Genomic DNA, 25,790 nt, shown 5'->3' on the forward strand with positions numbered 1-25,790 from the left:
GCAGAGCGTGGGAACGATCAACAAAAAGCTCCGTCGCCTATCAGTCGAACGTAATACCCTGGGCCAACGGCAACTCCAGCGAGTAGTTCACGGTGTTGGTCTGGCGGCGCATGTAGCCGCGCCATGCATCGGAGCCCGATTCACGACCACCGCCGGTTTCCTTCTCGCCACCAAACGCGCCGCCGATTTCCGCGCCGCTCGGGCCGATGTTGACGTTGGCGATGCCGCAGTCGCTGCCCACGTCGGACATGAACTGCTCGGCTTCACGCACGTCGGTGGTGAAGATGCACGAGGACAGGCCTTGGGGTACAGCGTTATTCAAGCGCAGGGCTTCGGCGAAATCCTTGTAGCCAACCACGTAGAGGATCGGGGCGAAGGTTTCGTTGCACACCACGTCGCTCTGCTCCGGCATCTCGACGATGGCCGGGGACACGTAGTAGGCATTCGGGAATTTGTCTTCCAGTTGACGCTTGCCGCCAAACACCCGGCCGCCTTCGCTCAAGGCTTGTTCCAGCGCTTCCTGCATGTTTTCGAAACTGTTCTTGTCGATCAGCGGGCCGATCAGGTTGCCTTCCAGCGGGTTGCCGATGCGCACCTTGGAATAGGCAGCCTTCAGGCGGGTGACGATTTCTTCCTTCACCGATTCGTGGGCAATCAAGCGACGCAGGGTGGTGCAGCGCTGACCGGCGGTGCCGACGGCGCTGAACAGGATCGCGCGAACGGCCATGTCCAGGTCGGCGCTTGGGCCGAGGATCATCGCGTTGTTGCCGCCCAGTTCGAGGATGCTGCGGGCGAAACGAGCGGCGATTTTCGGCGCCACTTCACGGCCCATGCGGGTGCTGCCGGTGGCGCTGATCAGCGCGACACGCGGGTCATCAACCAGTGCTTCGCCGGCATCGCGGCCGCCGATGATCACTTGGCTCAAGTGCGGTGGTGCGTCGCTGAAGTTTTTCAGCACGCGATCAAACAGCGCCTGGCAGGCCAGCGCGGTCAGCGGGGTTTTTTCCGACGGTTTCCAGATCACCGGGTTGCCGCAGACCAGCGCCAGCGCGGTGTTCCAGGCCCAGACCGCGACCGGGAAGTTGAACGCACTGATTACGCCGACAACGCCCAGCGGGTGCCAGGTTTCGCGCATGTGGTGGCCAGGACGCTCGGAAGCGATGGTCAAACCGTACAACTGGCGAGACAGACCGACGGCGAAGTCGCAGATATCGATCATTTCCTGAACTTCGCCCAGGCCTTCCTGGGTGATCTTGCCGGCTTCCCAGGAAACCAGTTCACCAAGATCGGCCTTGTATTCACGCAGGATGTCGCCCAGTTGACGCACCAGTTCGCCACGGCGCGGTGCCGGGACCTTGCGCCACAAATCGAACGCATGATCTGCGCGACTGATGTGCTGCTCGACTTCCGCCGCGCCTTCCCAGTTCACGGCGGCAATCTGGCTGCCATCGATCGGCGAATGCACCGGCACTTTGCCGTTCTGGTACAGGGCCGGGTTCACACCAAGACGATCAAGCAATGCGGCAACCATGGGTCACTCCTCAAGCAGAAAACGGAAATCGTGCAGCCGGAAAATCACGGCTGATCAGGCCTGTAGTTGTAGCTCTACCGAGACGGGCCAACAAACGACCATTAAGCGAGATATCATTCCGTTTATTCATGCTTCGCATTGCTGGCAACAAAGTTAAGAAGAAAAAGGACCACCCATGCTGAATAAACGCTACTTGCCGTCGATCACTGCCTTGCAGTGTTTCGAGGCCGTGACCCGGCATCTGAGCTTCACTCGGGCCGCCGAAGAGCTGAACCTGACCCAGAGCGCCGTTAGCAAACAGGTCGCGCAACTCGAAGAGCTGCTGCAGCACCTGCTGTTCCGCCGGGTGCGCCGACGCCTGCAAATGACCCCGGCCGGGGATTTGTATCTGGTGGAAGTACGAAAAATCCTTACTCAAGTCGAAATGTCGACCCACTACCTGCGTTCCTATGGCGGTGACACCGAAGTCTTGCGCGTCTCCACGCCGCCGACCTTCGGCGCCCGCTGGCTGGTGCCGCGCCTGAAAGGCTGGCGCCTGCGTCATCCGTCGATTCACCTCGATTTATGCAGCGAACAGGAAGCCGACGACCTGCTGCAAGGTCGCAGCGACCTGGCGTTCTACTTCGGCCAAGGCTCGCGGCCGGGCACCGAAAGCCTGAAGCTGTTCGGCGAAGAGCTGGTGCCGGTCTGCGCCCCGGGCAGCCTGCCGGACACGCCGTTCACCGACCCGACGCAACTCACCGACCTGGTCCTGCTGCAAAACGCCTCCCGGCCCCAGGCCTGGCACGACTGGTTCGACAGCCAGGGCTACCACACCGAACACAGCTACCACGGCCCGCGCTTCGAAACCTTTTATATGTGCATCCGCGCCGCCCAGGTCGGCTGCGGCGTGGCGCTGTTGCCGCGGTTTCTGGTGGAAGAGGAATTGGCGGACGGCAAACTGGTCATACCCTGGCAGCATGCGATGCCGAGTTCCGACGCGTATTACCTGGCCTACCCCGAACATTCGGCGGAAGTGCCCAAGGTGCGGGACTTTGTGAAGTGGATGTTGGAGCAGATTGATAGCCCGGATATGCCACAAATTTAGGGTTACCCCCAATCCCTGTGGGAGCGAGCCTGCTCGCGAAAGCGGTGGATCATTCAACATTGATGTTGAGTGTGCCGGCCCCTTCGCGAGCAGGCTCGCTCCCACAGGAATCTACGGCTGTCTAAAAAATCGCTGGCAATAACTGCCACGGATATGCGCCACTAGCCCCATTCATTGAAACAGCTGAAACGTCGCGACCACGGGCCGCGGCCAGCCTGGAGATTCCCTTATGAGCGAGAGCGTGTTTGGCGATCGCATCGTGCAGAACCTGCTCGACACCGACTTCTACAAACTGACGATGATGCAGGCGGTGCTGCACAACTACCCTAACGTCGAAGTCGAATGGGAGTTTCGTTGCCGTAACAGTGAGGATTTGCGCCCATACCTGGCGGAGATCCGTTACCAGATCGAGCGCCTGGCCGAATTGAGCCTGAGCGCCGACCAGTTGAGTTTCATGGAGCGCATCAGCTTCATGAAGCCGGATTTCCTGCGGTTTCTCGGGCTGTTCCGCTTCAACCTGCGCTACGTCCACACTGGCATCGAAAACGGCGAATTGTTTATCCGCTTGCGCGGGCCGTGGCTGCACGTGATTTTGTTCGAAGTGCCGATGCTGGCGATCGTCAGCGAAGTGCGTAACCGCTACCGCTACCGCGAAGTCGTCCTGGAGCAGGCGCGCGAGCAGCTCTATCGCAAGTTCGACTGGCTGACGGCCAACGCCAGCAGCGATGAATTGTCCGAGTTGCAAGTAGCCGATTTCGGCACCCGTCGTCGCTTTTCGTACCGCGTGCAGGAAGAAGTGGTGAACGTGCTCAAGCACGATTTCCCCGGACGCTTCGTCGGCACCAGCAACGTGCACCTGTCCCGCGAGCTGGACATGAAACCCCTGGGCACCATGGCCCACGAGTGGATCATGGCCCATCAGCAACTCGGCCCACGGCTGATTGACAGCCAGATTGCCGCCCTCGATTGCTGGGTCCGCGAATATCGCGGTTTGCTGGGGATTGCCCTGACCGACTGCATCACCACCGATGCTTTCCTGGGTGATTTCGACCTGTATTTCGCCAAGCTTTTCGACGGTTTGCGCCATGACTCCGGTGATCCGGTGCTGTGGGCGGAAAAATCCATCGCCCACTACCACAAGCTCGGCATCGACCCGATGAGCAAGACGCTGGTGTTCTCCGACAGCCTGACGCTGCCTAAATCCCTGGAAATATTCCGTGCGTTGCGGGGTCGGATCAATGTCAGCTTCGGCATCGGTACCAACCTGACCTGTGACATTCCAGGTGTTGAACCGATGAGCATCGTGCTTAAAATGACCGCCTGCAACGGCCAACCGGTGGCGAAGATCTCCGACGAGCCTGGCAAGACTCACTGCAAAGACCCGAATTTCGTCGCCTATTTGCGACACGTTTTCAAAGTCCCTGCCCTTTCCAGTATTCCAAGCAAGGAGTGAATTCATGCAAGCCGTACAGCGTGAGATTGCTGATCAGCTCAAGGTTCAGCCGCCATTCGCCAATCAAGCGGCCCTCGAGGCGGAAGTCGCCCGGCGGATTACCTTTATCCAGGATTGCCTGGTCAATTCCGGGCTCAAGACCCTGGTGCTTGGCATCAGCGGCGGCGTCGATTCCCTGACCGCCGGCCTGCTGGCCCAGCGCGCCATGCGCGAATTGCGCACCCGCACCGGTGACGACAGTTACAAGTTCATCGCCGTGCGTCTGCCGTACGAAACCCAGTTCGATGAACACGACGCCCAGGCCTCGGTGGATTTCATCGCCCCGGACGAGCGCCACACCGTGAACATCGGCCCGGCGGTCAAATCCCTGGCCAGTGAAGTCGCGGCGTTTGAAGGCAAGCACGCGGTGTCGGTGGATTTCGTGCTCGGCAACACCAAGGCGCGGATGCGCATGGTCGCCCAGTACACCATCGCCGGTGCAGCCCAAGGCTTGGTGATCGGCACTGACCACGCGGCGGAAGCCGTGATGGGTTTCTTCACCAAGTTCGGTGACGGCGCCTGCGACCTGGCGCCGTTGAGCGGGTTGGTGAAGAACCAGGTCCGCGCGATTGCCCGCAGCTTCGGTGCGCCGGAGTCGTTGGTGGAAAAGGTCCCGACAGCGGACCTTGAAGATCTGTCGCCGGGCAAGCCGGACGAAGCGTCCCATGGCGTGACCTATGCCGAGATCGATGCGTTCTTGCATGGCGAGGCGGTGCGGGAGGAAGCGTTCAAGATCATCTGCGATACGTACAGGAAGACCCATCACAAGCGGGTGATGCCGTTTGCGCCGTAAGCCTTGATCAACCACCTGCCTTCAGCATTCCCCGAGTGTCGAAGGCAGGTGTTGTGTTCAAGACACCCGGAAATAGTAGGTTTGCGTCCCTAGTCCAAAGTCCTGGCTTCCTCTTACCCGGAATACATGAATGTCGCTCGGTAAATCTCGGACTGGCAGCTCCCAAACGCCGAGAATGTTGACGATCGGATTGCCCACCAGATCCAATCTATTGTGAACGCTGAGTCGCTCTCCCGCCGCGCCGGTGCCGGTCAACACGATCGAACGATCACTCGTCGTGCCATTGATGGGAATAGGATTACCCCTGGAGTCTCTCGCCAGTCGAATGATTGGCAGGCGTTGATCCACAAAGCGAAATCTGTAGTCGTGATTTTCAATGGAATTAGCCACTTTAACGATATAGAGCTGTTGAATCAGGCCTTCCAACCGTACTTTCCAGTCGCCCTCGGGATCGGCCACCGTGGCGTTTTCTTGACCGCTGGTGGTGAAAACCCTGACCAACTGACCCGGTGCAGCGCTGCCTATGACGTCCACCTTCGTCGAGGCGGTGTAATGAGAACGGGGAATGTCATAACCATCGCTGTCTTTTATCGTCCTGATCCAAACATTCCCGCGCTCGACCGCGACCATCACCGTCCAGATGTTAGACGCCAGACCGTCAGCAACTGCCTTGAACAGGTGTTGCCTATCCATGTTCAAGTGGGTCACGATGAAGCTCCACGTACCGTCTTGAACAGCCGTACCGCCCCGCCGATCGTCCCCAACAAAAACTTCGACATAGCTACCAACCTCTGCTGTACCACTCAACACCAGAGTGGTGGAGGCCGTAGTCCCTCCGTCAGGAACCGGGCGCCCCGCCATGTCGATTACGCTCAATATCAAGGGCGATATCGCTTCAACCGTCACTCTCCAACTAAGTGAAGGCAGACCGTTGGCAGAAACCTGGATAGTGTGAGTTGTCCTTTTGCTCAAATCCTCCAGACGGTAGTCCCATGTACCCGCTTTTGCTTGAGTACTCCCGATGGAGATCCCGTCAAGAATAACGTCGACAACATCGTTCACACCTGCGGTACCGCTTAAGTTCAGCGTGCTGGAGTGGGTGGCCCCTCCATCATAAACCGGCCCCCCCTCAGCATCTGTTATCGAAATTATTTCAGGTACGACGTTTTCATTCGTCATGATCAAATGCCCTATCGATGTCGCCACCGCGATGGCGGCGAACTCAAGAGCGATTTGAAGCCTTGAATCAAAATCCCGTCTACTGTCATAAATGACAGGTCACCCCACCTTTCAGACCGACGGCTGGATTCTGGCAATCGGAGGACCCACACACAAAAAAGACGCCTCCTCAGGCGTCTTCTTTTAAGTCCAGCAAGGGTTATTTGACGGTAACCGTGCCTTTCATCATCGAGATGTGGCCAGGGAACGAGCAGAAGAAACCGTATTTTTCAGCAGCATCAAGCTTCGACACATCGAAAGTCACCGAGTCTGTCTCTTTAGCACCAATGATTTTGGTGTGAGCAATGATGCGTGCGTCACCTTCCGGCAGGTAGTTCTTGTCGATGCCGGCGGCCAAACCAGCGGTGGCGATCGGCTGCATGTCGGCTTCTTTGCTCAGTACCCAGTTATGGCCCATGACGTTTTTCGGCAGGCTGCCGGAGTGGGTCAGTTCCACGGTGAACGTCTTGCAGCTCTTGTCGATTTCGATGGCCTTGGTGTTGAAGGACATCTGGTCAGTGGAGTCGATGGTGGTCTTGCACTCGGCAGCCATCAATTGGCTGCTGGCCAGCGTCAGGAGGGATACCGCAACAAGTTTGGCAAACATGGTGAATCTCCAAGGCAGGGTTAACGAAATGGCGAATGGTCAGAAGACTGCCTGAAAACTTCGCAAGTTCCTATGACCTGAATCAAAAATTGTATACAACTTTCGGGCTATGACACTCATCGAAACAATCTAACAGCCAGGCGTCTGGGTCGGCCCTATCCTCAAGTCTTCATCACTTCGACGGAGCGCCTGTCATGTCCATCAACAGCCTGTTGTGCGGTTTGCTCGCCGCTTATGCCTGTGGCGCCAGCGGCACCTATGAAACACCTCAACGCGAGGTTTAAGCCTTGGATCGATGCGTGCGTGCCTTTACTCTGTGGCCATCCTGACCCTGGAGTAAGGCATGTCTATCGCATCCGTTTGTGTATTTTGCGGTGCCAGCACCGGCACCAACCCGGCTTATCGTGAAGCGGCTGTCGCCCTGGGGCGAGCATTGGCCGAGCGCAAGCTGACCCTGGTCTATGGCGGCGGCGCCGTCGGGCTGATGGGGATCGTCGCTGATGCCGCGCTGGCGGCGGGCGGTGAAGTGATCGGGATCATCCCGCAAAGCCTCAAGGACAAGGAAATCGGCCACAGCGGCCTGACCCGTCTGGAAGTGGTCGACGGCATGCATGCGCGCAAGGCGCGGATGGCTGAACTCAGCGACGCATTCATCGCACTGCCCGGCGGCCTCGGCACCCTGGAAGAACTGTTCGAAGTCTGGACCTGGGGACAGCTCGGCTACCACGGAAAACCCCTCGGTTTGCTCGAAGTAAACGGTTTCTATGGCCAATTGACCGCTTTTCTTGATCATATCGTCGGCGAAGGCTTCGTTCGCGCACCACACCGTGACATGCTGCAAGTGAGCGAATCGTCGCAAACCTTGATCGATGCACTGGACGCCTGGCGACCCTCGGTCCTGCCAAAATGGGCCGAGCAAAAACCCAGCTAACGGCTAGGCACCGATACAGGGCAGAATATGCGCCGCTCAACCTCACCTTCGACCCCAGAGGATCGCCCATGGCTAAACCTAATTATTCCTTCGCCAAACGTCAGAGAGACTTGGCCAAGGAGCAGAAGAAAGAGGAAAAGCTTCAGCGCAAGAAAGCTACAGCTGAAGAAGAAGCAGCAGCACTGAACCCGGATGCAGAAGGTGAAGTGGCGGCAGAAAATGATGTTGAAGCACCGAAAGATCAGGCGCCCGACGCCTGAGACCCTCAGGGCCCGATGATCTGATCAGGCTCACCGGATCTGTGTCCAGGGTCAGCAGCCCCGCTGCTGACCCTCACAGGCCCAACGCTTTGTGAATCGAATCGCGATACCCCTTGGGCAAGTTGGCCGGCAGATTCGCGGGTTCAAACAGCCCGATCTCTTTATGCTCATGACTGACTTTCGGCACAAAACCGCCCAGCAACTGGCAGCGGTAAGTCGAGATGAATACGTGTTTGCCGGGGATCACCTCGAACAGATACGAATCCAGCGGTTCTCCCACCTCCACCTCGACGTCCAGCTCCTCGGCGATTTCCCGTGCCAGGCAGCCCGGTGCCGTTTCGCCGAGTTCGATTCGCCCGCCGGGTAGTTCCCATTCGTCGCGCTCGTTGAGCATCAACACGATGAGGCCTTCGGGGGATTGCAGGACGCCTTTGATTGAAACCGGGAACATCTGAAACCTCCTCTTATGATCGTTCCCACGCTCCGCGTGGGAATGCCTCAATGGACGCTCTGCGTCCGACTTGGGACGCGGAGCGTCCCGGGCTGCATTCCCACGCAGAGCGTGGGAACGATCTGCCTAGTCCAGTGGCATTACGGTGACTCGGACTTCCGGGTCATGGTTGCCGCCGCCAAGAATCACCCCACGCAACGGCGACACATCGGAAAAATCGCGTCCCCAAGCGAGGGTGATGTGTTCCAGCGCCGGTTGTACATTGTTGGTCGGGTCGAAATCCACCCAGCCCAGCACCGGACAAAACACCGAAACCCAGGCATGGGAAGCATCGGCGCCAATCATCCGTGGCTGGCCCGGTGGCGGCTGGGTCAGCAGATAACCGCTGACATACCGCGCAGCCAAACCACGCGAGCGCACACACGCGAGCATCAGGTGCGCGAAGTCCTGGCAGACGCCGCGCCGACGCTCCAGCACTTCCACCAATGGCGTGGCGACTTGAGTCGCCTCGGCATCGAAGGTGAACTCGCTGAAAATCTTCTCCATCAACGCCTGGACACCCAACAGCAGCGGCCGCCCCGGCGGGAAACAGCTTTGCGAGAAGTCGACGAAGTTGCGCTTCAAATGCACGTACGGCGATTCGAAACGATAACGACAGGCTTCCAGCACCTGCAGCGAAAGCGGCTGACTGCTATAGGTCAGTGCGTTGCGGGTTTCTTCCCAGGCCGGCGATTGATTGAAATCCAGGATCGGCCGGGCCAGCACTTCGACAGTCAGCTCGGCGTTCACCAGCAATTCATCATGAGGCCGCTCAAACGCCAAACGTGTGAGCGGATTGCCGAACACGTCCAGTTCATCGCGACGGGTCGTCGGATCCGGGCTGATCAGCAACGCCTGCGCGGTGCAACGCTGCCAGGTACACGCTCGCGGCCACAGGTGCGCCAGTTGCTGGGCCAGGGACACCGGGCTGTCGTAGTGATAGTGAGTGTCGTGGAAAATCTGGTAACGGGCATTCATCAGACGGACACCGTGCGCTGGCTGACATCATCGACATGGGCAAAATGGCGCAGAGCCAGGCGATCCGAAACCTGGCCGCTGGCATCGGCAATCTCTTGCAGCAAATCAGCCAAGCCCTCGACCGCCGCGTGAACGCTCGCCTCACCAAACAATGAGTTCTCCAGACAGCCCAGATCGAAGTGCATCAAGCGCTCCACCAACCGTGGCAGCCCAGCCTCTCGCGGGGCGCCGAAATCGTCGTTCAGACGCTTCAGGGTCCGGGTGACCAGTTTCAACTGGAACAGCACTGCGTGGGGGTTCTGCTCATCCAGCAACAACAGGTCGAGCACCGGAATCAACTGCGCCACCGCCAAATATCGCGAGCGATAGGTGATGCTGCTGTTACCCAACTCCAGCAACCATTCGAGCCCGGCCTGATCGAAGGCGCCAGCCCCGCGCAAAAACGCCGCGAGACTGCCGCTGAGAAACTGCAAGCGTTCGATCCGCCGACCGATCATCAGGAAACGCCAGCCTTCGTCTCGGGTCATGTCGTCCAGGGCGAAACCGGACAGCGCCGCCAGGGACATCACCAAGCGGTTGAGGAAATCCAGCAACTCGCCGAAATCCGGTTCTTCGGTTTCCAGTTCCATGGCCTCGCGCTGCAACTCCACCAGCGCCTGCCAGTTTTCCCGGGAGAGCTTGCCACGCACTTGCGAGGCCGCCCATTGCAGACGTTGCAGGTTGGAACGCAGGCTGAACGGCCAGTCATCGCCGAGCAATGCAGCGAGTAAGCGTTCCGGCAGTTCGCCTTCGTCGGGCAACAGATTCAGGCGTTCACCGAGATCGACCGCCGCTTCCAGCGCTTGCGGGTCATCGACGTCGACATAGCGCGCCAGCATGATTCGCAGCAACCGCGCACTGTCGTCGCAGCGCTCGCAATAACGACCGAACCAGAACAGGTTCTCCACCACCCGCGAGGGCAGATACGGATCGCGCCGCACCAGATCGTGGACACCGATGGTGCGCTGGGTTTTCCATTGCTCGCCGCTGGGTGCGCGCTCACCCAGCACCCACGTGTCCTTGCTCGCGCCACCGCGCTGCATCGACACCACTTCGGCGTCGGCCTCGGCGGCCACTCGGGTCAGGCCGCCGGGCAACACCCGGTAACCATCGCGACTGGCCACCGCGTACACGCGCATGCCAATCGCCCGGGGTTGCAGTTGACCGTCCTCGGCCTGCCAGATCGGCGCCTGGGACAGCTGCGCCAATTCTTGCGCGACATAGGCATAAGGCCGGGCCTGCATGCGCTCGGCCAGCGCTTGACGCTGTTTTTCACTCAAGTCACGGCCAAACACCGGCGCAAAGCTCTGGGACGGGAACGCCGGTTTGATTAGCAATTCCGGGAGTTTTTCCAAGGCCTGGGCCAATACCGGCGCTTCACCGCACCACCATGTGGCGATGGACGGCAGGATCAGTTCTTCGCCGAACAGGAATTGATTGATCCTTGGCAAGAAGCCCAGCAACCCCGGCGACTCCAGTACGCCGCTGCCCAAGGCATTGGCCACCAGCACCCGGCCCTGGCGCACGGCCTCCAGTAACCCCGGCACACCGAGGGCCGAGTCGGTGCGCAGTTCCAGCGGATCGCAGAAATCATCATCGAGGCGGCGCATGATCGCGTGCACCCGGCGCAGACCGCTCAGGGTTTTCAGGTAGACGGTGGCGTCACGAACGGTCAGGTCGCCACCCTCCACCAGCGGATAACCTAGCTGACGCGCCAAGTACAAATGTTCGAAATAGCTTTCATTGAAGCGACCCGGCGTCAGCAGCACCACCAGCGGCGCTTCATCGTCACACGGCGCCTGGCGGGCCAATGTTTCCTGCAAGGTGCGGAAGAACCCGGCCAGGTGCTGCACTTTCAAATCGCGATACAACTCGGGAAAGGCCCGGGACACGATGGTTCGGTTTTCCAGCGCATAACCGGCACCGGACGGCGCCTGGGTCCGGTCTGCCGTCACCCACCAACGCCCGTCGGGGGTGCGCGCCAGGTCCACGGCGTACAAATGCAAAAAGGCCCCGTCCGGTGGAGAAATCCCCTGACAAGGCCATAGAAAGTTGTTGTGCCCGAACACCAATTCCGCCGGCAGCAGCCCTTCAGCGATCAACCGCTGCGGACCATACAGATCCGCCAGGACCGCGTTGAGCAAGCGCGCCCGCTGGGCAATCCCGGCGGACAAATGCTGCCACTCATCGGCGGCAATCACATGGGGTAACAGGTCCAGTTCCCACGGGCGATCGGCGCCCTTGGGGTCGGCGTAGACGTTGTAGGTCACGCCGTTTTCCTGGATTTGCCGGGTCAGCAACGCCTGGCGCTGCACCAGTTGCGTTGGAGTGCTGCGCTGCAATTGGTCGAACAGCCGACGCCAGTGCGGACGCACGGCGCCGCTGTCGTCGAGCAGTTCGTGATAAGTGCCCGCCGTCAGCGGGTAGCGGTCAAGCAGGTCAGGCATGGAAAGCTCGGCAGACAGCAAAGAACGGTCAGACTAACGCAGGCTCATGACGCTCGGATATACGAAAAATCCGAGCGTCGTGTAGGGCTTAGAAACGTCGCAAATCGAGCGTCATCGGCAGCTCGTCGTTAATCGTCACGTTCGGTATAGGAAGTTTCCCAGGGGTGTGTCCGATTCGGAAGAATCGCGCCATGCGCCGGCTCTCCGCCTCATTGGCGTTCACCGGCAGGCTGTCGTAGTTGCGCCCGCCCGGATGGGCGACGTGGTACTGACAGCCACCCAGGGAACGTTCCATCCAGGTGTCGAGCAGGTCGAACACCAGCGGCGCGTGGACCGGGATGGTCGGTTGCAGGCAGTTGGAGGGTTGCCAGGCGCGGAAGCGCACGCCGGCGACAAATTCGCCCACCCGGCCCGTCGGTTGCAGCGGCACCGGGATGCCATTGCAGGTCAGCAGATAACGTTGCGGCGCCAGACCGGAAACCTTGACCTGCAAGCGCTCCAGGGACGAATCCACATAACGCACCGTGCCGCCGACCGCGCCCTCCTCGCCCAGCACATGCCAAGGCTCCAGGGCCTGACGCACTTCCAGCTCGATGCCACTGACGGCGTAATCACCGACCTTGGGAAAGCGGAATTCCAGATGCGCGGCAAACCACTCGGCCCGCACCGGATAACCGGCGGCATTCAGGTCGACGATGACGTCGGCGAAATCCTGCTCGATAAAGTGCGGCAACAGGAAGCGATCGTGCAGTTCGGTGCCCCAGCGTGCCAGTTTCGGCGGCGCATAAGGCTCGCGCCAGAATCGCGCCACCAGCGCCCGCAACAACAGCTGCTGGGCCAGGCTCATGCGCGCATGGGGCGGCATTTCAAACGCTCGCAACTCGAGCAAGCCCAGACGCCCGGTGGCGCCGTCCGGCGAATAGAGTTTGTCGATGCAGAACTCGGCGCGGTGGGTGTTGCCGGTGACGTCGATCAGCAGGTTACGCAGCAGTCGATCCACCAGCCACGGCGCGCACTCTTCCCCCGGTTTCGGCATTTGGGCGAAGGCGATTTCCAGTTCATACAACGAATCGTTGCGCGCTTCGTCCACCCGTGGCGCCTGGGACGTCGGGCCGATGAATAATCCGGAAAACAGGTAGGACAAGAACGGGTGGTTATGCCAGTAACTGATCAGGCTGCGCAGCAAGTCCGGACGACGCAGGAACGGTGAGTCGGCCGGCGTCGCGCCACCCAGGACGAAATGGTTGCCGCCGCCGGTGCCGGTGTGGCGGCCGTCGATCATGAATTTCTCGGTGGTCAGGCGGGTCTGGCGCGCTTCTTCGTAGAGAAATTCGGTGCGCTCAACCAGTTCATCCCAAGTGGCGGATGGCTGCACGTTGACTTCGATCACGCCCGGATCCGGGGTGATGCGGAAGTTGCTCAGGCGCGGGTCGCTCGGCGGCTCATAGCCTTCCAGCAATACCGGGCAATGCAGCTCCTGAGCGGTGGCTTCGATGGCGGTGACCAGTTCCAGGTAATCCTCGACCCGTTCCAGCGGCGGCATAAACAGGTACAAACGGCCATCCCGCGCTTCGGCGCAGAATGCGGTGCGGGTCAGCCAGTCGGCGGACTCGTCGATCTCGATATCCCGTTCAATCGCTTCCGCTGCCGCGCCCGGACTGTTCAACTGCTGAGTGTCCGGCAGCACCGGGAATTCCTGGTTCGGATCGTTAGGGTAGATAAACGGATACTCCGCCGCTTTCACCCAGGGCTGCGAGCCCAGCGGCAAGCGATAACCCAGCGGCGAATCCCCCGGCACCAGCCGGCAATGTTCGTCGCGCAGGTACCAGCGACCGCTCTGCCACTGATCACCCTTGGCGGTGCGCGCCAGTGGCAGTACCTGGCCGATGACCTTGTCCAGTCCTTGGCTGAAGACTTTGCGCAGTCGCGCACGCTCCAACGGTTCTTCCAGGCGTGAATCTTCGGCGCTGACGTTCAGCGGCAAAGCGCCTTCGCGCCAGAGGTAATAGAAATTGTCTTCGTAGGCCGGGAACACAAAGCGTGTCGGAATTTTCAGGCGTTCAGCGACACTCGCGAGAAAACGCCCGGCCAGTTCACCATCGGCGCCGTAGTCTTCCTGCTCATCGGCAATCAGCGCGCTGTTGTGCCAGATCGGCACGCCGTCACGACGCCAATAGCAATTCAACGACCAACGCGGCAGTTGCTCGCCCGGATACCACTTGCCCTGGCCGAAATGCACCAGGCCTTTGGGGGCGTAATGTTTGCGCATCCGTTGGAACAGTTCAGCGGACAGACGACGCTTGTCCGGCCCAAGGGCGGCGGTGTTCCACTCGGCGCCGTCCGGGTCATCGATGGACACGAAGGTCGGTTCGCCGCCCATGGTCAGGCGTACATCGCCTTCCAACAGGTCGGCATCGATCTGCCGGCCCAGCGCCTGGATCGCCAGCCACTGGTCTTCGGTGTAGGGCTTTGTGACGCGCGGGGCTTCCCAAATCCGCTCCACGGACATTTCGTGGGTGAATTCGCACTCGCACGGTTCCACCAAGCCACTGATCGGTGCCGCAGAGCCCGGATCGGGACTACACGCCAACGGAATGTGTCCTTCACCGGCAAACAGCCCTGAGGTCGCGTCCAGGCCGATCCAGCCAGCGCCGGGCAAGTAAACCTCGCACCAGGCGTGGAGGTCGGTGAAGTCCACGTCGGCGCCCGAGGGGCCGTCGAGGCTTTTGACGTCGGCGGTGAGCTGGATCAGGTAGCCAGAGACAAACCGCGCCGCCAGCCCGAGATTGCGCAGCAGTTGCACCAGCAACCACGCCGAATCGCGGCAGGAGCCGGAGGCATGTTCGAGGGTATGTTCAGGAGTTTGGACGCCGGGCTCCATGCGGATCAGGTAGCCGATGTCTTCGCTCAGGCGCTGGTTCAGCGCCACGAGGAAATCCACGCTGGGCAGCGGCGTGCGGTCGATGCCGTCCAGGTAAGCCTTGAACTTCGGCGTCAGGGGCAAGGTTTCCAGGTATGGCGCCAGTTCCTTGCGCTCATCGGCGGCGTAGGTGAACGGGATCTTTTCCGCGTAGGGCTCAAGGAAGAAGTCGAACGGGTTGAAGACCGCCATTTCCGCCAGCAGATCGACTTCGATCCGCAGTTCATCGGTTTTTTCCGGGAACACCAACCGCGCCAGGTAATTGCCCTGGGGGTCCTGCTGCCAGTTGATGAAGTGCTGCTCGGGCGAGACTTTCAGCGCATAGGACAAAATCCGCGTGCGACTGTGGGCGGCCGGGCGCAGGCGAACGATCTGCGGACCGAGCTCGACGGCGCGGTCGTAGCGGTAATGCGTGACGTGATGCAATGCGACATGAATCGACACGGCGTGCCTCCTGCGAGCCTTAAGCGTATTCGACAGCGCGCAAGACTTATGCCATCGCGCAGCGCTGGCGCTTTCATAGATTGCTTAAGGCAGTACAGCACCAAAATCGGGCGATGCGGGAATTTGGTTTGAGGCAATTGCACGCAAATGTGGCGTGACCATGATCGTTCCCACGCTCCAGCGTGGGAATGCAGCCCGTGACGCTCCGCGTCACTGGACGCGGAGCGTCCCTGGAGGCATTCCCACGCGGAGCGTGGGAACGATCAGCAAAACGCCAACCCGAAGGTTGGCGTTTTGTTCAGCTCAAGCGAGGCTTAGCGCGGCACTACCGGCTTACGCGCAGGCTTGGGCCCTTTGCCTTTGGCCGCATCCTTGCGATCCTTGGCCGCTTGCTGGTTGCGGGCGAATGCCGCCGCCTTGGCCTGTTCACGTTTGTCCCACGGGTTACCACCGTCACTGGCACGCGGCGGCAGGCCGGTGTGCTGGGTCAGGATCTTGGTGGTCTTCTCCCCCGCCACTTTATGGCTGCCAGCCGGCGTCGAGTTTTTGCGACGGGCGCTCTGGTAGCTGTCGGTGGCCGGTTGATGCAACGGGATCAACTGGGTCTTGCCCGGCCCGATCAGGTCGGCGCGGCCCATGCGGGTCAACGCTTCGCGCAGCATCGGCCAGCCTTTCGGGTCGTGGTAACGCAAGAACGCCTTGTGCAGACGACGCTGCTCTTCGCTCTTGACGATAGTGACCGCGTCGCTCTTGTAAGTGACCTTACGCAGCGGGTTCTTGCCCGAGTGGTACATCGCGGTGGCGGTGGCCATCGGCGAAGGGTAGAACGCTTGCACCTGGTCGGCGCGGAAGCCATTGCCCTTGAGCCACAGGGCCAGGTTCATCATGTCTTCGTCGGTGGTGCCCGGGTGAGCGGCGATAAAGTACGGAATCAGGTACTGCTCTTTCCCGGCTTCCTTGGAGTACTTCTCGAACATGCGCTTGAACTTGTCATAGCTGCCGATGCCCGGTTTCATCATCTGGTTGAGCGGACCTTCCTCGGTGTGTTCCGGGGCGATCTTCAGGTAACCACCGACGTGGTGGGTCACCAGTTCCTTGACGTATTCCGGTGACTCGACCGCAAGGTCGTAGCGCAGGCCGGAAGCAATCAGGATCTTCTTCACACCCGGCAAGGCACGGGCGCTGCGATAGAGCTGGATCAACGACGAGTGATCGGTGTTCAGGTTCGGGCAGATCCCCGGGAACACGCACGATGGCTTACGGCACGCGGATTCGATTTCCGGGCTCTTGCAGGCAATGCGGTACATGTTCGCGGTCGGGCCGCCGAGGTCGGAAATGACGCCGGTGAAGCCTGGCACCTTGTCGCGGATCTCTTCGATTTCGCGAATGATCGACTCTTCGGAACGGTTCTGGATGATCCGGCCTTCGTGCTCGGTGATCGAGCAGAAGGTGCAGCCGCCGAAGCAGCCACGCATGATGTTCACCGAGAAACGGATCATGTCGTAGGCCGGAATCTTTTCCTTGCCGTACGCCGGGTGCGGAATCCGTGCGTAAGGCATGCCGAACACGTAGTCCATTTCTTCAGTGGTCATCGGAATCGGCGGCGGGTTGAACCAGACGTCGACTTCGCCGTGCTTCTGCACCAGCGCACGGGCGTTGCCCGGGTTGGTTTCCAGGTGAAGCACGCGGTTGGCGTGAGCATAAAGCACCGCGTCGCCACGGACTTTTTCTACCGACGGCAGACGAATCACAGTCTTGTCGCGGGTCATTTTCGGGCTGGCCAGAATCTGCACGACTTTGGCTTCTTCCGGGTCTTCAACCGGGCCTTTTTCCTGCTCGATGGCGCAGGCCTGGGTGTCCTGGGTGTTCACGTACGGGTTGATGATCTTGTCGACCTTGCCCGGACGGTCGATGCGCGTGGAATCGACTTCGTACCAGTCTTTGGGCGTGTCACGACGAATGAACGCGGTGCCGCGCACATCGGTGATGTCTTCGATCTTGTGACCGTAGGACAGACGCTGGGCGACTTCGACGATCGCACGCTCGGCGTTGCCGTAGAGCAGGATGTCGGCGCAGGCGTCGATCAGGATCGAGTTACGCACCCGGTCCTGCCAGTAATCGTAGTGAGCGATGCGGCGCAGGGAAGCTTCGATGCCACCGAGGACGATCGGCACGTTTTTGTAGGCTTCCTTGCAGCGCTGGCTGTAGACCAGGCTCGCGCGATCCGGCCGTTTGCCTGCCATGCCACCCGGGGTGTAGGCATCATCGGAGCGGACTTTTTTGTCGGCGGTGTAGCGGTTGATCATCGAGTCCATGTTGCCGGCCGCGACACCGAAGAACAGGTTCGGCTCGCCGAGCTTCATGAAGTCGTCTTTGGACTGCCAGTTCGGCTGGGCAATGATCCCGACGCGGAAGCCTTGCGACTCCAGCAGCCGGCCGATGATTGCCATGCCGAACGACGGATGGTCAACGTAGGCATCACCGGTGACGATGATGATGTCGCATGAATCCCAGCCGAGCTGATCCATCTCCTCCCTGCTCATGGGCAGGAATGGCGCTGGCCCGAAACATTCGGCCCAGTACTTGGGATAGTCAAATAACGGCTTGGCTGCTTGCATCATGTCGATAACCGGTGTTGGCTTTCATTGAATTTCGCGGGCGCGGAATATAGCACAAAAAATAACCAATTCCGACGGCTATGGTCGGAAATTGGTGGTGGCCTAAACGCGGAGCAGAAATGGGGACCGCGTTATCGTTCATCGCGAGCAAGCTTTGCTCCTACAAAGGCTGATACACCACCTGTAGGAGCAAAGCTTGCTCGCGATGAGGCCCTATCAGACGCCGAATATCTTATTCGTCGTCGAAGTTGTAGCTGCCCGGCGCAAGGTTTTCAAAGCGGGTGTATTTGCCGATGAACGCCAGGCGCGACGTGCCAATCGGACCGTTCCGCTGCTTGCCGATGATGATCTCGGCGATGCCTTTATGCTCGGTTTCCGGGTGATACACCTCATCCCGGTACACGAACATGATTACGTCAGCATCCTGCTCGATCGCTCCGGATTCCCGGAGGTCGGAGTTGATCGGGCGTTTGTTCGGCCGCTGCTCCAGGGAGCGGTTGAGCTGCGACAGCGCCACCACCGGGCAGTTGAATTCCTTGGCCAGGGCCTTCAAGGAACGGGAGATCTCGGAAATCTCGTTGGTCCGGTTATCGCCGCCGGAACCCGGGATCTGCATCAATTGCAGGTAGTCGATCATGATCAAAGCCACGTCGCCGTGCTCACGCACCAGACGTCGGGTCCGCGCACGCATTTCCGAGGGGCTGATACCGGCCGTATCGTCGATGAACAGCTTGCGGTCGTTGAGCAGGTTGACCGCCGACGTCAGGCGCGGCCAATCGTCGTCGTCCAGCCGACCGGCCCGGACCTTGGTCTGGTCGATGCGGCCCAGGGACGACAACATACGCATGATCAGCGATTCGCCTGGCATCTCCAGCGAGTAAACCAGGACGCACTTGTCGCTGCGCAACACGGCGTTTTCCACCAGGTTCATCGCAAAGGTGGTTTTACCCATGGAAGGACGGCCGGCGACGATAATCAAATCGGACGGCTGCAGGCCGCTGGTCATCCCGTCGAGGTCGGTGTAACCGGTAGACAGGCCGGTGATGGCGTTGTCGGTGTTGAACAAGGTGTCGATGCGGTCGATGGCCTTGGTCAGCAGGTCATTCACACTCACCGGGCCGCCGGTTTTTGGCCGGGCCTCAGCAATCTGGAAAATCTGCCGTTCGGCTTCGTCGAGAATCTCTTCCGCCGTACGACCTTCGGGGTTGAAGGCGCTGTCGGCAATTTCGGAGGCGATGCCGATCAGTTGGCGCAAGGTCGCCCGCGCACGGACGATCTGAGCATAGGCCTTGATGTTAGCGACGGACGGCGTGTTTTTCGCCAGTTCGCCGAGGTAACCGAGGCCACCCACCTGGGAAGTCTGACCTTCCTTGTCCAATTGCTCGGCCAGGGTCACGACGTCGATGGGCGAGTTCATGTCCGCCAGTTTGGCGATTGCGCGGAAGATCAGGCGATGGTCATGTCGATAGAAATCACCATCCGAGACCTGATCGAGCACGCGTTCCCAGGCGTTGTTGTCCAGCATCAGACCACCGAGCACAGCCTGTTCGGCCTCGATGGAGTGCGGCGGCACCTTCAGGGAAGCGGTTTGCAGATCATATTGCTCGGGAGCGGAGATATCGTTCATGGCCACTTGTTGAATAAGAATTGGGAGAATCAGGAACTGCAGAAAGACAAAGGGCACGACCTGTAAACAGGATCGTGCCCGATGTTACCGACAAGCACCCGAGGGTGCCAGCCGACAAGTGCTGCTTAAGCTGCTACCACGACAACGCGTACGGTGGCTTCAACTTCGGCGTGCAGGTGCACGGCTACGTCGAATTCACCTACGTTACGGATAGTGCCGTTCGGCAGACGAACTTCGCTTTTTGCAACTTCAACGCCAGAGGCGGTCAGTGCATCAGCGATGTCGTGAGTACCGATCGAACCGAACAGCTTGCCTTCGTCACCGGCGGTGGCAGTGATAGTCACTTCCAGCTCAGCCAGTTGGGCGGCGCGGTTTTCAGCCGAAGTTTTGCGGTCTGCTGCGGCTTTTTCCAGCTCAGCGCGACGCTCTTCGAACGCAGCCACGTTGGCAGCGGTCGCAGCGGTAGCTTTGCCGTAAGGCAGCAGGTAGTTACGACCGTAACCAGCCTTAACGTTCACTTTGTCACCCAGGTTGCCCAGGTTGGTGACTTTTTCCAGAAGGATCAGTTGCATGTGAAAATCCTCTTAACTTTTAACCTTCACCGTTCGCGTTATCGGCGTCTTTCGGCGCCAGACGACCGCGAAAATCAATCAGGCTGTCGACGATGGCCAAGACCACCAGCAACGGATAGATCAGCTGCATGAACAGCAACAGCGTGACGTACAACCCCACCAGCCAGAACCTGGCCAGTCGCTTTTGCGCCACCAGCCCGTGAATCAGGGCCAGCCCGGCGAATACCAGCGGAACACTGCACAACGGTGTCAACATGGCCATCTGCGGACCGATATTCGGTCCCAGAAGCATCAACACCAGCAGCGAAATCGCCGGTCCCAGCGGGAATCGGATGGCGCGAAACTCGCGACCAAAACCACCCGGGTTGTACAACAACGCCTGCCAGTAGCGCCCGACAATCAGGCTCAGCACACTGACGATTTGCAACAAGGCCGCAATCAGGCCGGTCAGGACCGGTGCAATCAGGGACGCAAAATGCGCACGCTCATCTACGGACAACTTGTCGTAGACCTCACCGAGCAGCGACGGCATGACTTTTATCAAAGCCTGCGCCAGCTGCTCGATCTGGGGACCAAAAGCCGTCCCCAGCACCACTGCAAACACCACTCCCATCGCTATGCTGACCAGCAGCACGCGGTTCCAGGACTCGCTTGCGCGCAAAACCAACGCAAGGCCCGAAGACCCCAGCAGCACCAGAAGTGCCCGTGGGTCGTCGGAGTAAAGCCACCAGACCAAGGCCGGCAGCAGTCCCAGAGCAAGTACGCCAATGGCGTCCTTCAATCCGCGCCGCAGGAGCACAAGGCAACCTGCGGCAGCACCCAACCAATACAACAACGGCAATGTTGCGCATCCAGCCACTACGAGAGTGGCCTGCACGCGGCCGCGCATGATGAACTCAGCTATGGCACGCATGCATTCAATCCTTTGCTACGTCGACTGCCCGGTCTCAGCGGCCGTGGCTGTCGGTGTAGGCCAGCAGGGCCAGGAAGCGGGCGCGCTTGATAGCGGTGGCCAGCTGACGCTGATAACGAGCTTTGGTACCGGTGATACGGCTTGGAACGATTTTGCCGGTCTCGGATACGTATGCTTTCAGGGTGTTGAGATCTTTGTAATCGATCTCTTTCACGTCTTCAGCGGTGAAGCGGCAGAATTTACGACGACGGAAGAAACGTGCCATGTAATAGGCTCCTCAAAAGGTCCGTGGATTACTCGTCAGCGTTATCGCTGTTGTCGCTGTCATCACTGTCAACGCCTTCGGCGTCGGAGTGCTCAGGACGGTCGCGACGCTCACGGCGCTCACTGCGGTTTTCTTCAGCCTTGAGCATCTCGGATTGGCCGGTAACGGCTTCTTCGCGACGGATGACCAGGTTACGGATCACTGCATCGTTGTAGCGGAAGTTGTCTTCCAGCTCGGCCAGGGCCTTGCCAGTGCATTCAACGTTCAGCATCACGTAGTGAGCCTTGTGAACATTGTTGATTGCGTAGGCCAGTTGACGACGGCCCCAATCTTCCAGACGGTGGATTTTGCCGCCGTCTTCTTCGATCAGCTTGGTGTAACGCTCTACCATGCCGCCGACTTGCTCGCTTTGATCCGGGTGGACCAAAAAGATGATTTCGTAATGACGCATGAATGCTCCTTACGGGTTGTAGCCTGCCGCTCAAAAGCGGTCAGACAAGGAGTGAATGACACTTATGGACTTGCTTGCGATAGACACATGCGTGCCTGCCGTCACAGCAAGGGGCGCAATTGTAGAGAAGGGACAGGAGAGGTGCAAGGCAATTGGTGATTATTTGAACAGTTCGTTCACCCACCTATTTTTGCCACCCCACAAACCACTGTAGGAGCAAAGCTTGCTCGCGATGAGGGCGGAACATTCAGCATTGATGCTGAATGTTACACCGCTATCGCGAGCAAGCTTTGCTCCTACAGACAGCTGTGTGTCAGGACTTTTTGGTGGCAGCCTTGACGCTGCGCTGGCGCTGGGCCTCAAACAGGCAAACACCGGTCGCCACGGAAACGTTGAGGCTGCTGACGCTACCAGTCATCGGCAGGTGCACCAGGTAGTCGCACAGGTCGCGAGTCAGGCGACGCATACCGCTGCCTTCGGCGCCCATGATCAGGATGGTCGGGCCGGTCATGTCTTGCTGATACAGACTCTGCTCAGCCTCGCCCGCCGTACCGACAACCCACAAGCCGCGCTGCTTGAGTTTTTCCAGGGTGCGCGCCAGGTTGGTCACGGCGACCAACGGAATCACTTCCGCCGCGCCGCAGGCCACTTTACGCACCGTCGGGGTCAGGGTCGCTGACTTGTCCTTCGGCACGATCACCGCCAGCGCACCGGCCGCATCGGCCGAACGCAGGCAAGCGCCGAGGTTGTGCGGGTCGGTCACGCCGTCGAGCACCAGCAGCAACGGCGCGCCTTCGGAGCGATCCAGCAACTCGTCGAGCATCGCCTCGCCCCAGACCTGGCTCGGACTCACGTCCGCCACCACGCCTTGGTGCACGCCATCAACCCAGGCGTCGAGTTCACGACGCTCGGCGTTGCCGACGGGCACGCGATTTTCATTCGCCAGCGCGATCAGCGCCTGTACACGCGGCTCGCTGCGGCCTTCAGCCAGCCAGATCTGCTTGACGCGTTTCGGGTGGTGACGCAGCAACGCTTCTACCGCATGCACGCCGTAGATTTTTTCCAACTGACTCATGACTTGGCCTTAGGTTTACGCGCCCCGCCGCTTTTGGCTGGGGCCGAGCCCGCTTTCGGCGGGCCTTTACGGTGTTTGCTCGGCTTGCTGCCGGGAGCCTTATCAGGCGCCGACCGTCCGGTCTTTCCCCCAGACGCCGCTTTACCGCCGCTTTTCGCTTCAGACAGTAACGCCTGTTTCAGTTCACGGCTTTTGCGCAGCTCGGCATTTTTCGCCGCCGCATCGCTCGGGCGATAGGCTTCGGGCGCTTTTTCCTTGGCAGGACGACGGCCGGTTTTTGCCGGAGCCGGTTCTGCCGCAGCAGCGGTTTTAGCCGCTGGCGCAGTGGCTTCAGTGCCACGCTTCTTGCGACCGATCGGCGCGCTGATGGTCTTTTCAGCCATCTCGAAGTCGATTTTGCGTTCGTCGAGATCGACGCGCATCACCCGCACTTCAACGGTGTCGCCCAGGCGGAAGCTGCGACCGGTACGTTCACCGGCGAGGCGGTGGTGCACAGGATCGAAGTGGTAGTAATCCCCCGGCAGCGCGGTGACGTGCACCAGGCCTTCGACGTAGATGTCGGTCAGCTCGACGAACAGGCCGAAACCGGTCACGGCGGTGATCACACCCGGGAACGATTCGCCCACGCGGTCTTTCATAAACTCGCATTTGAGCCAGTTCACCACGTCGCGGGTCGCTTCGTCGGCACGGCGCTCGCTCATCGAGCACTGCTCGCCGAGTTGCTCCAGGGCCGCTTCGTCGTACGGATAGATGCGCGCTTTCGGAATCGTCATCGCGCCGGCACGGCGAACGTGCGGGGTGTCTTGCTTCGAATGGATAACGCTGCGGATCGCCCGGTGCGTGAGCAAGTCCGGGTAGCGGCGGATCGGCGAGGTGAAGTGGGTATAGGCTTCGTAATTCAGGCCGAAGTGGCCCTGGTTATCGGCACTGTACACCGCTTGGCTCAACGAACGCAGCATGACGGTCTGAATCAGATGGAAATCCGGACGATCCTTGATGCTCGCCAGCAGTGCCTGGTAATCCTTCGGCGACGGGCCGTCCTTGCCTTTGTGCAGGGACAGGCCGAGCTCACCGAGGAAGGCGCGCAGTTTTTCCAGACGCTCCGGTGGCGGACCGTTGTGCACGCGATACAGCGCAGGAATTTCGTGTTTCTTCAGGAATTCAGCAGTGGCCACGTTGGCCGCGAGCATGCATTCCTCGATCAGTTTGTGCGCATCGTTACGCACGGTCGGACGGATTTCGGCAATCTTGCGCTCGGTGCCGAAGATGATCCGGGTTTCCTGGGTTTCGAAATCGATCGCGCCACGCACGTGACGAGCGCCCAGCAACACTTTGTACAGTGCGTAAAGCTGCTTGAGGTGCGGCAGAACGTCGGTGTACTCGCCACGAAGCTGACGGGCTTCGGTGAGTTTCGGCGTTTCCAGCATCGCGCTGACTTTGTTGTAGGTCAGGCGAGCGTGGGAGTGAATCACCGCTTCGTAGAAGCAGTAGTCGGTCATCTCGCCGGTTTTGGAGATGGTCATCTCACAAACCATAGCCAGGCGATCGACATGCGGATTCAGCGAGCACAGGCCGTTGGACAGCTGCTCAGGCAGCATCGGCACCACGCGCTCGGGGAAGTACACCGAGTTGCCGCGAACCTGGGATTCGTTGTCCAGCGCCGAACCGATCTTCACGTAGCTGGAGACGTCGGCAATCGCCACGTACAACTTCCAGCCACCGGAGAACAGGCGCAGCTTGCCTGGCTTGGATTCGCAGTAAACCGCGTCATCGAAGTCGCGCGCGTCTTCACCGTCGATGGTCACGAACGGCAGATGGCGCAGGTCGATGCGCTTCTCTTTGTCTTTTTCTTCGACTTCAGGCTTGAGCTTGGCGGCTTCTTTCAACACCGCCTCAGGCCATACGTGCGGGATATCGTACGCGCGCAGGGCGACATCGATTTCCATGCCCGGCGCCATGTAGTTACCCACGACTTCGACCACGTCGCCTTGCGGCTGGAAGCGCGGCGTCGGCCAGTGAGTGATCTTCACTTCGACGAACTGACCGATATTGGCATTGGCGTTGCGACCCGGCGTGACCAGCACTTCTTGCTGGATCTTCGGGTTATCCGCAACCACGAAGCCGATACCGCCCTCTTCGAAGTAACGGCCGACGATGGTCTCGTGGGCACGGGACACCACTTCGACGATCATGCCTTCGCGGCGACCGCGACGGTCCAGGCCGGAAACACGGGCCAGGGCACGGTCACCGTCGAACACCAGGCGCATTTGCGCCGGGCTCATGAACAGGTCGTCACTGCCGTCGTCCGGGACCAGGAAGCCGAAACCGTCACGGTGACCGCTGATGCGGCCCAGGATCAGGTCGAGCTTATCCACAGGCGCATAGGTGCCGCGACGGGTATAGATGAGTTGAGCGTCGCGCTCCATGGCGCGCAGACGGCGACGCAGGGCTTCGATCTGGTCTTCTGTGGTCAGACCAAACTCCTCGACCAACTGCTCGCGGTTAGCAGGCGAACCTCGATCAGCAAGGTGCTGAAGGATCAGTTCGCGGCTAGGAATAGGGTTTTCATATTTTTCCGCTTCACGAGCGGCCTCGGGATCGAGGGACTGCCAATCGGCCATTAGAGAGTTTTCACCTTGTCTATATGCGGGTTAGTTTGGCATAGGCGTAATGAAACGGGAAATTTCAGGCTATGAGAGCCCATCTAAAGCCCTTTATCGACACCGCGAAGCTGATTTAAATGCCATCGGTGAAATTTTCCAGGTTTTTTTGACGACAGGGGTTTACAGTTAAAAAGACGCTCCGTATAGTGCGCGCCATCGACGACGCACTAGCGTTGCCGATACTGCCCAGATGGTGAAATTGGTAGACACGCCAGCTTCAGGTGCTGGTGACCGCAAGGTCGTGGAAGTTCGAGTCTTCTTCTGGGCACCAATTCAAATTTCAGAGTCGATCTGGAATTTCACAAAAACCCGCGAAAGCGGGTTTTTGCGTTTCTGGCCTCCCAGAATTTTCGAGAGTCAACGCGCGCC

Annotated in this window: 20 protein-coding genes and 1 tRNA gene; 6 read left to right on the plus strand and 15 right to left on the minus strand. The window is 59.8% G+C overall.

Features of this window, described 5'->3' with window-relative positions; all coding sequences use genetic code 11:
- Positions 1-40: 40 nt before the first annotated feature.
- Positions 41-1,531 (minus strand): L-piperidine-6-carboxylate dehydrogenase, encoded by a 1,491-nt coding sequence (gene amaB / locus BK667_RS29865; protein WP_123599729.1) that lies wholly within the window; start codon positions 1,529-1,531, stop codon positions 41-43.
- Positions 1,532-1,706: 175 nt separating this feature from the next.
- Between amaB and BK667_RS29870 the strand changes: the two genes are divergently transcribed.
- The 3 genes from BK667_RS29870 to nadE all read left to right on the plus strand — a co-directional run bounded on the left by BK667_RS29870 (position 1,707) and on the right by nadE (position 4,903).
- Positions 1,707-2,618 (plus strand): LysR family transcriptional regulator, encoded by a 912-nt coding sequence (locus BK667_RS29870; RefSeq protein WP_123599730.1) that lies wholly within the window; start codon positions 1,707-1,709, stop codon positions 2,616-2,618.
- A gap of 229 nt (positions 2,619-2,847) precedes the next feature.
- The gene (gene pncB, locus BK667_RS29880; protein WP_123513942.1) at positions 2,848-4,071 is read left to right on the plus strand and encodes a nicotinate phosphoribosyltransferase; all 1,224 of its coding nucleotides are present in this window, start codon (positions 2,848-2,850) and stop codon (positions 4,069-4,071) included.
- 4 nt (positions 4,072-4,075) lie between these two features.
- Entirely contained in the window at positions 4,076-4,903 is an 828-nt protein-coding gene (gene nadE / locus BK667_RS29885) for an NAD(+) synthase (protein ID WP_123513940.1), read from the plus strand.
- Positions 4,904-4,960: 57 nt separating this feature from the next.
- Here nadE and BK667_RS29890 read toward each other — a convergent pair whose 3' ends face one another.
- The gene (locus BK667_RS29890) at positions 4,961-6,082 is read right to left on the minus strand and encodes a hypothetical protein (RefSeq protein WP_123599731.1); all 1,122 of its coding nucleotides are present in this window, start codon (positions 6,080-6,082) and stop codon (positions 4,961-4,963) included.
- 199 nt (positions 6,083-6,281) lie between these two features.
- Positions 6,282-6,728: an azurin gene (gene azu, locus BK667_RS29895; protein ID WP_123513936.1), complete on the minus strand. Its 447-nt coding sequence runs from the start codon at positions 6,726-6,728 to the stop codon at positions 6,282-6,284.
- Between the two features lie 343 nt (positions 6,729-7,071).
- Here azu and BK667_RS29900 point away from each other — a divergent pair, with 343 nt between their 5' ends.
- Together BK667_RS29900 and BK667_RS29905 are read left to right on the plus strand one after the other, a co-directional pair.
- On the plus strand, positions 7,072-7,659 hold the full coding sequence (locus tag BK667_RS29900) for a cytokinin riboside 5'-monophosphate phosphoribohydrolase (RefSeq protein WP_123599732.1): 588 nt from the start codon (positions 7,072-7,074) through the stop codon (positions 7,657-7,659).
- A 68-nt stretch (positions 7,660-7,727) separates the two neighbouring features.
- Entirely contained in the window at positions 7,728-7,919 is a 192-nt protein-coding gene (locus BK667_RS29905) for a hypothetical protein (protein ID WP_123513934.1), read from the plus strand.
- A gap of 73 nt (positions 7,920-7,992) precedes the next feature.
- Here BK667_RS29905 and BK667_RS29910 read toward each other — a convergent pair whose 3' ends face one another.
- From BK667_RS29910 to rnr, 12 genes are all read right to left on the minus strand, one after another.
- The gene (locus BK667_RS29910) at positions 7,993-8,370 is read right to left on the minus strand and encodes an NUDIX hydrolase (protein ID WP_123513932.1); all 378 of its coding nucleotides are present in this window, start codon (positions 8,368-8,370) and stop codon (positions 7,993-7,995) included.
- A 126-nt stretch (positions 8,371-8,496) separates the two neighbouring features.
- Positions 8,497-9,387 carry a transglutaminase family protein gene (locus BK667_RS29915; RefSeq protein WP_123599733.1) on the minus strand — a complete coding sequence of 297 codons (891 nt, stop codon included), beginning with the start codon at positions 9,385-9,387 and terminating at the stop codon, positions 8,497-8,499.
- Positions 9,387-11,873, minus strand: coding sequence for a circularly permuted type 2 ATP-grasp protein (locus BK667_RS29920; RefSeq protein WP_123599734.1), 2,487 nt, complete (start codon positions 11,871-11,873; stop codon positions 9,387-9,389). Before BK667_RS29920 ends, BK667_RS29915 begins: the two co-directional genes overlap by 1 nt.
- An 88-nt stretch (positions 11,874-11,961) precedes the next feature.
- Positions 11,962-15,237 carry a transglutaminase family protein gene (locus BK667_RS29925; RefSeq protein WP_123599735.1) on the minus strand — a complete coding sequence of 1,092 codons (3,276 nt, stop codon included), beginning with the start codon at positions 15,235-15,237 and terminating at the stop codon, positions 11,962-11,964.
- A 314-nt stretch (positions 15,238-15,551) separates the two neighbouring features.
- Complete coding sequence (locus BK667_RS29930) at positions 15,552-17,855, minus strand: YgiQ family radical SAM protein (RefSeq protein WP_123514076.1); 2,304 nt, start codon at positions 17,853-17,855, stop codon at positions 15,552-15,554.
- A 232-nt stretch (positions 17,856-18,087) separates the two neighbouring features.
- Entirely contained in the window at positions 18,088-19,482 is a 1,395-nt protein-coding gene (dnaB, locus tag BK667_RS29935; RefSeq protein WP_123599736.1) for a replicative DNA helicase, read from the minus strand.
- A gap of 125 nt (positions 19,483-19,607) precedes the next feature.
- Complete coding sequence (rplI, locus tag BK667_RS29940; protein WP_054044100.1) at positions 19,608-20,054, minus strand: 50S ribosomal protein L9; 447 nt, start codon at positions 20,052-20,054, stop codon at positions 19,608-19,610.
- Positions 20,055-20,073: 19 nt separating this feature from the next.
- Entirely contained in the window at positions 20,074-20,967 is an 894-nt protein-coding gene (locus tag BK667_RS29945) for a YybS family protein (protein WP_123513922.1), read from the minus strand.
- A gap of 34 nt (positions 20,968-21,001) precedes the next feature.
- Entirely contained in the window at positions 21,002-21,232 is a 231-nt protein-coding gene (gene rpsR / locus BK667_RS29950) for a 30S ribosomal protein S18 (protein WP_002551829.1), read from the minus strand.
- Between the two features lie 28 nt (positions 21,233-21,260).
- On the minus strand, positions 21,261-21,683 hold the full coding sequence (gene rpsF / locus BK667_RS29955) for a 30S ribosomal protein S6 (RefSeq protein WP_007939579.1): 423 nt from the start codon (positions 21,681-21,683) through the stop codon (positions 21,261-21,263).
- A 313-nt stretch (positions 21,684-21,996) separates the two neighbouring features.
- The gene (rlmB, locus tag BK667_RS29960) at positions 21,997-22,758 is read right to left on the minus strand and encodes a 23S rRNA (guanosine(2251)-2'-O)-methyltransferase RlmB (RefSeq protein WP_123513920.1); all 762 of its coding nucleotides are present in this window, start codon (positions 22,756-22,758) and stop codon (positions 21,997-21,999) included.
- Positions 22,755-25,379, minus strand: a complete 2,625-nt coding sequence (gene rnr, locus BK667_RS29965) for a ribonuclease R (protein WP_123599737.1) — start codon at positions 25,377-25,379, stop codon at positions 22,755-22,757. The genes rlmB and rnr overlap by 4 nt, the downstream gene beginning before the upstream one ends.
- Positions 25,380-25,605: 226 nt before the next feature.
- Between rnr and BK667_RS29970 the strand changes: the two genes are divergently transcribed.
- Positions 25,606-25,692: transfer RNA gene (locus tag BK667_RS29970), tRNA-Leu, on the plus strand.
- Positions 25,693-25,790: the final 98 nt, after the last annotated feature.

The sequence above is a fragment of the Pseudomonas frederiksbergensis genome (assembly GCF_003732705.1).
Classification (GTDB): Bacteria; Pseudomonadota; Gammaproteobacteria; order Pseudomonadales; family Pseudomonadaceae; genus Aquipseudomonas; species Aquipseudomonas frederiksbergensis_F.

Bases quoted from the DNA above. Each gene is read 5' to 3' on its own strand.
- nadE (WP_123513940.1), top strand. From the start codon at position 4,076: ATGCAAGCCGTACAGCGTGAGATTGCTGATCAGCTCAAGGTTCAGCCG.
- BK667_RS29910 (WP_123513932.1), bottom strand. From the start codon at position 8,370: ATGTTCCCGGTTTCAATCAAAGGCGTCCTGCAATCCCCCGAAGGCCTC.
- rplI (WP_054044100.1), bottom strand. From the start codon at position 20,054: ATGCAACTGATCCTTCTGGAAAAAGTCACCAACCTGGGCAACCTGGGT.
- BK667_RS29900 (WP_123599732.1), top strand. From the start codon at position 7,072: ATGTCTATCGCATCCGTTTGTGTATTTTGCGGTGCCAGCACCGGCACC.
- BK667_RS29870 (WP_123599730.1), top strand. From the start codon at position 1,707: ATGCTGAATAAACGCTACTTGCCGTCGATCACTGCCTTGCAGTGTTTC.
- rlmB (WP_123513920.1), bottom strand. From the start codon at position 22,758: ATGAGTCAGTTGGAAAAAATCTACGGCGTGCATGCGGTAGAAGCGTTG.
- azu (WP_123513936.1), bottom strand. From the start codon at position 6,728: ATGTTTGCCAAACTTGTTGCGGTATCCCTCCTGACGCTGGCCAGCAGC.
- pncB (WP_123513942.1), top strand. From the start codon at position 2,848: ATGAGCGAGAGCGTGTTTGGCGATCGCATCGTGCAGAACCTGCTCGAC.
- BK667_RS29915 (WP_123599733.1), bottom strand. From the start codon at position 9,387: ATGAATGCCCGTTACCAGATTTTCCACGACACTCACTATCACTACGAC.
- BK667_RS29930 (WP_123514076.1), bottom strand. From the start codon at position 17,855: ATGCAAGCAGCCAAGCCGTTATTTGACTATCCCAAGTACTGGGCCGAA.
- amaB (WP_123599729.1), bottom strand. From the start codon at position 1,531: ATGGTTGCCGCATTGCTTGATCGTCTTGGTGTGAACCCGGCCCTGTAC.
- BK667_RS29945 (WP_123513922.1), bottom strand. From the start codon at position 20,967: ATGCGTGCCATAGCTGAGTTCATCATGCGCGGCCGCGTGCAGGCCACT.
- rnr (WP_123599737.1), bottom strand. From the start codon at position 25,379: ATGGCCGATTGGCAGTCCCTCGATCCCGAGGCCGCTCGTGAAGCGGAA.
- rpsF (WP_007939579.1), bottom strand. From the start codon at position 21,683: ATGCGTCATTACGAAATCATCTTTTTGGTCCACCCGGATCAAAGCGAG.
- dnaB (WP_123599736.1), bottom strand. From the start codon at position 19,482: ATGAACGATATCTCCGCTCCCGAGCAATATGATCTGCAAACCGCTTCC.
- BK667_RS29920 (WP_123599734.1), bottom strand. From the start codon at position 11,873: ATGCCTGACCTGCTTGACCGCTACCCGCTGACGGCGGGCACTTATCAC.
- BK667_RS29890 (WP_123599731.1), bottom strand. From the start codon at position 6,082: ATGACGAATGAAAACGTCGTACCTGAAATAATTTCGATAACAGATGCT.
- rpsR (WP_002551829.1), bottom strand. From the start codon at position 21,232: ATGGCACGTTTCTTCCGTCGTCGTAAATTCTGCCGCTTCACCGCTGAA.
- BK667_RS29905 (WP_123513934.1), top strand. From the start codon at position 7,728: ATGGCTAAACCTAATTATTCCTTCGCCAAACGTCAGAGAGACTTGGCC.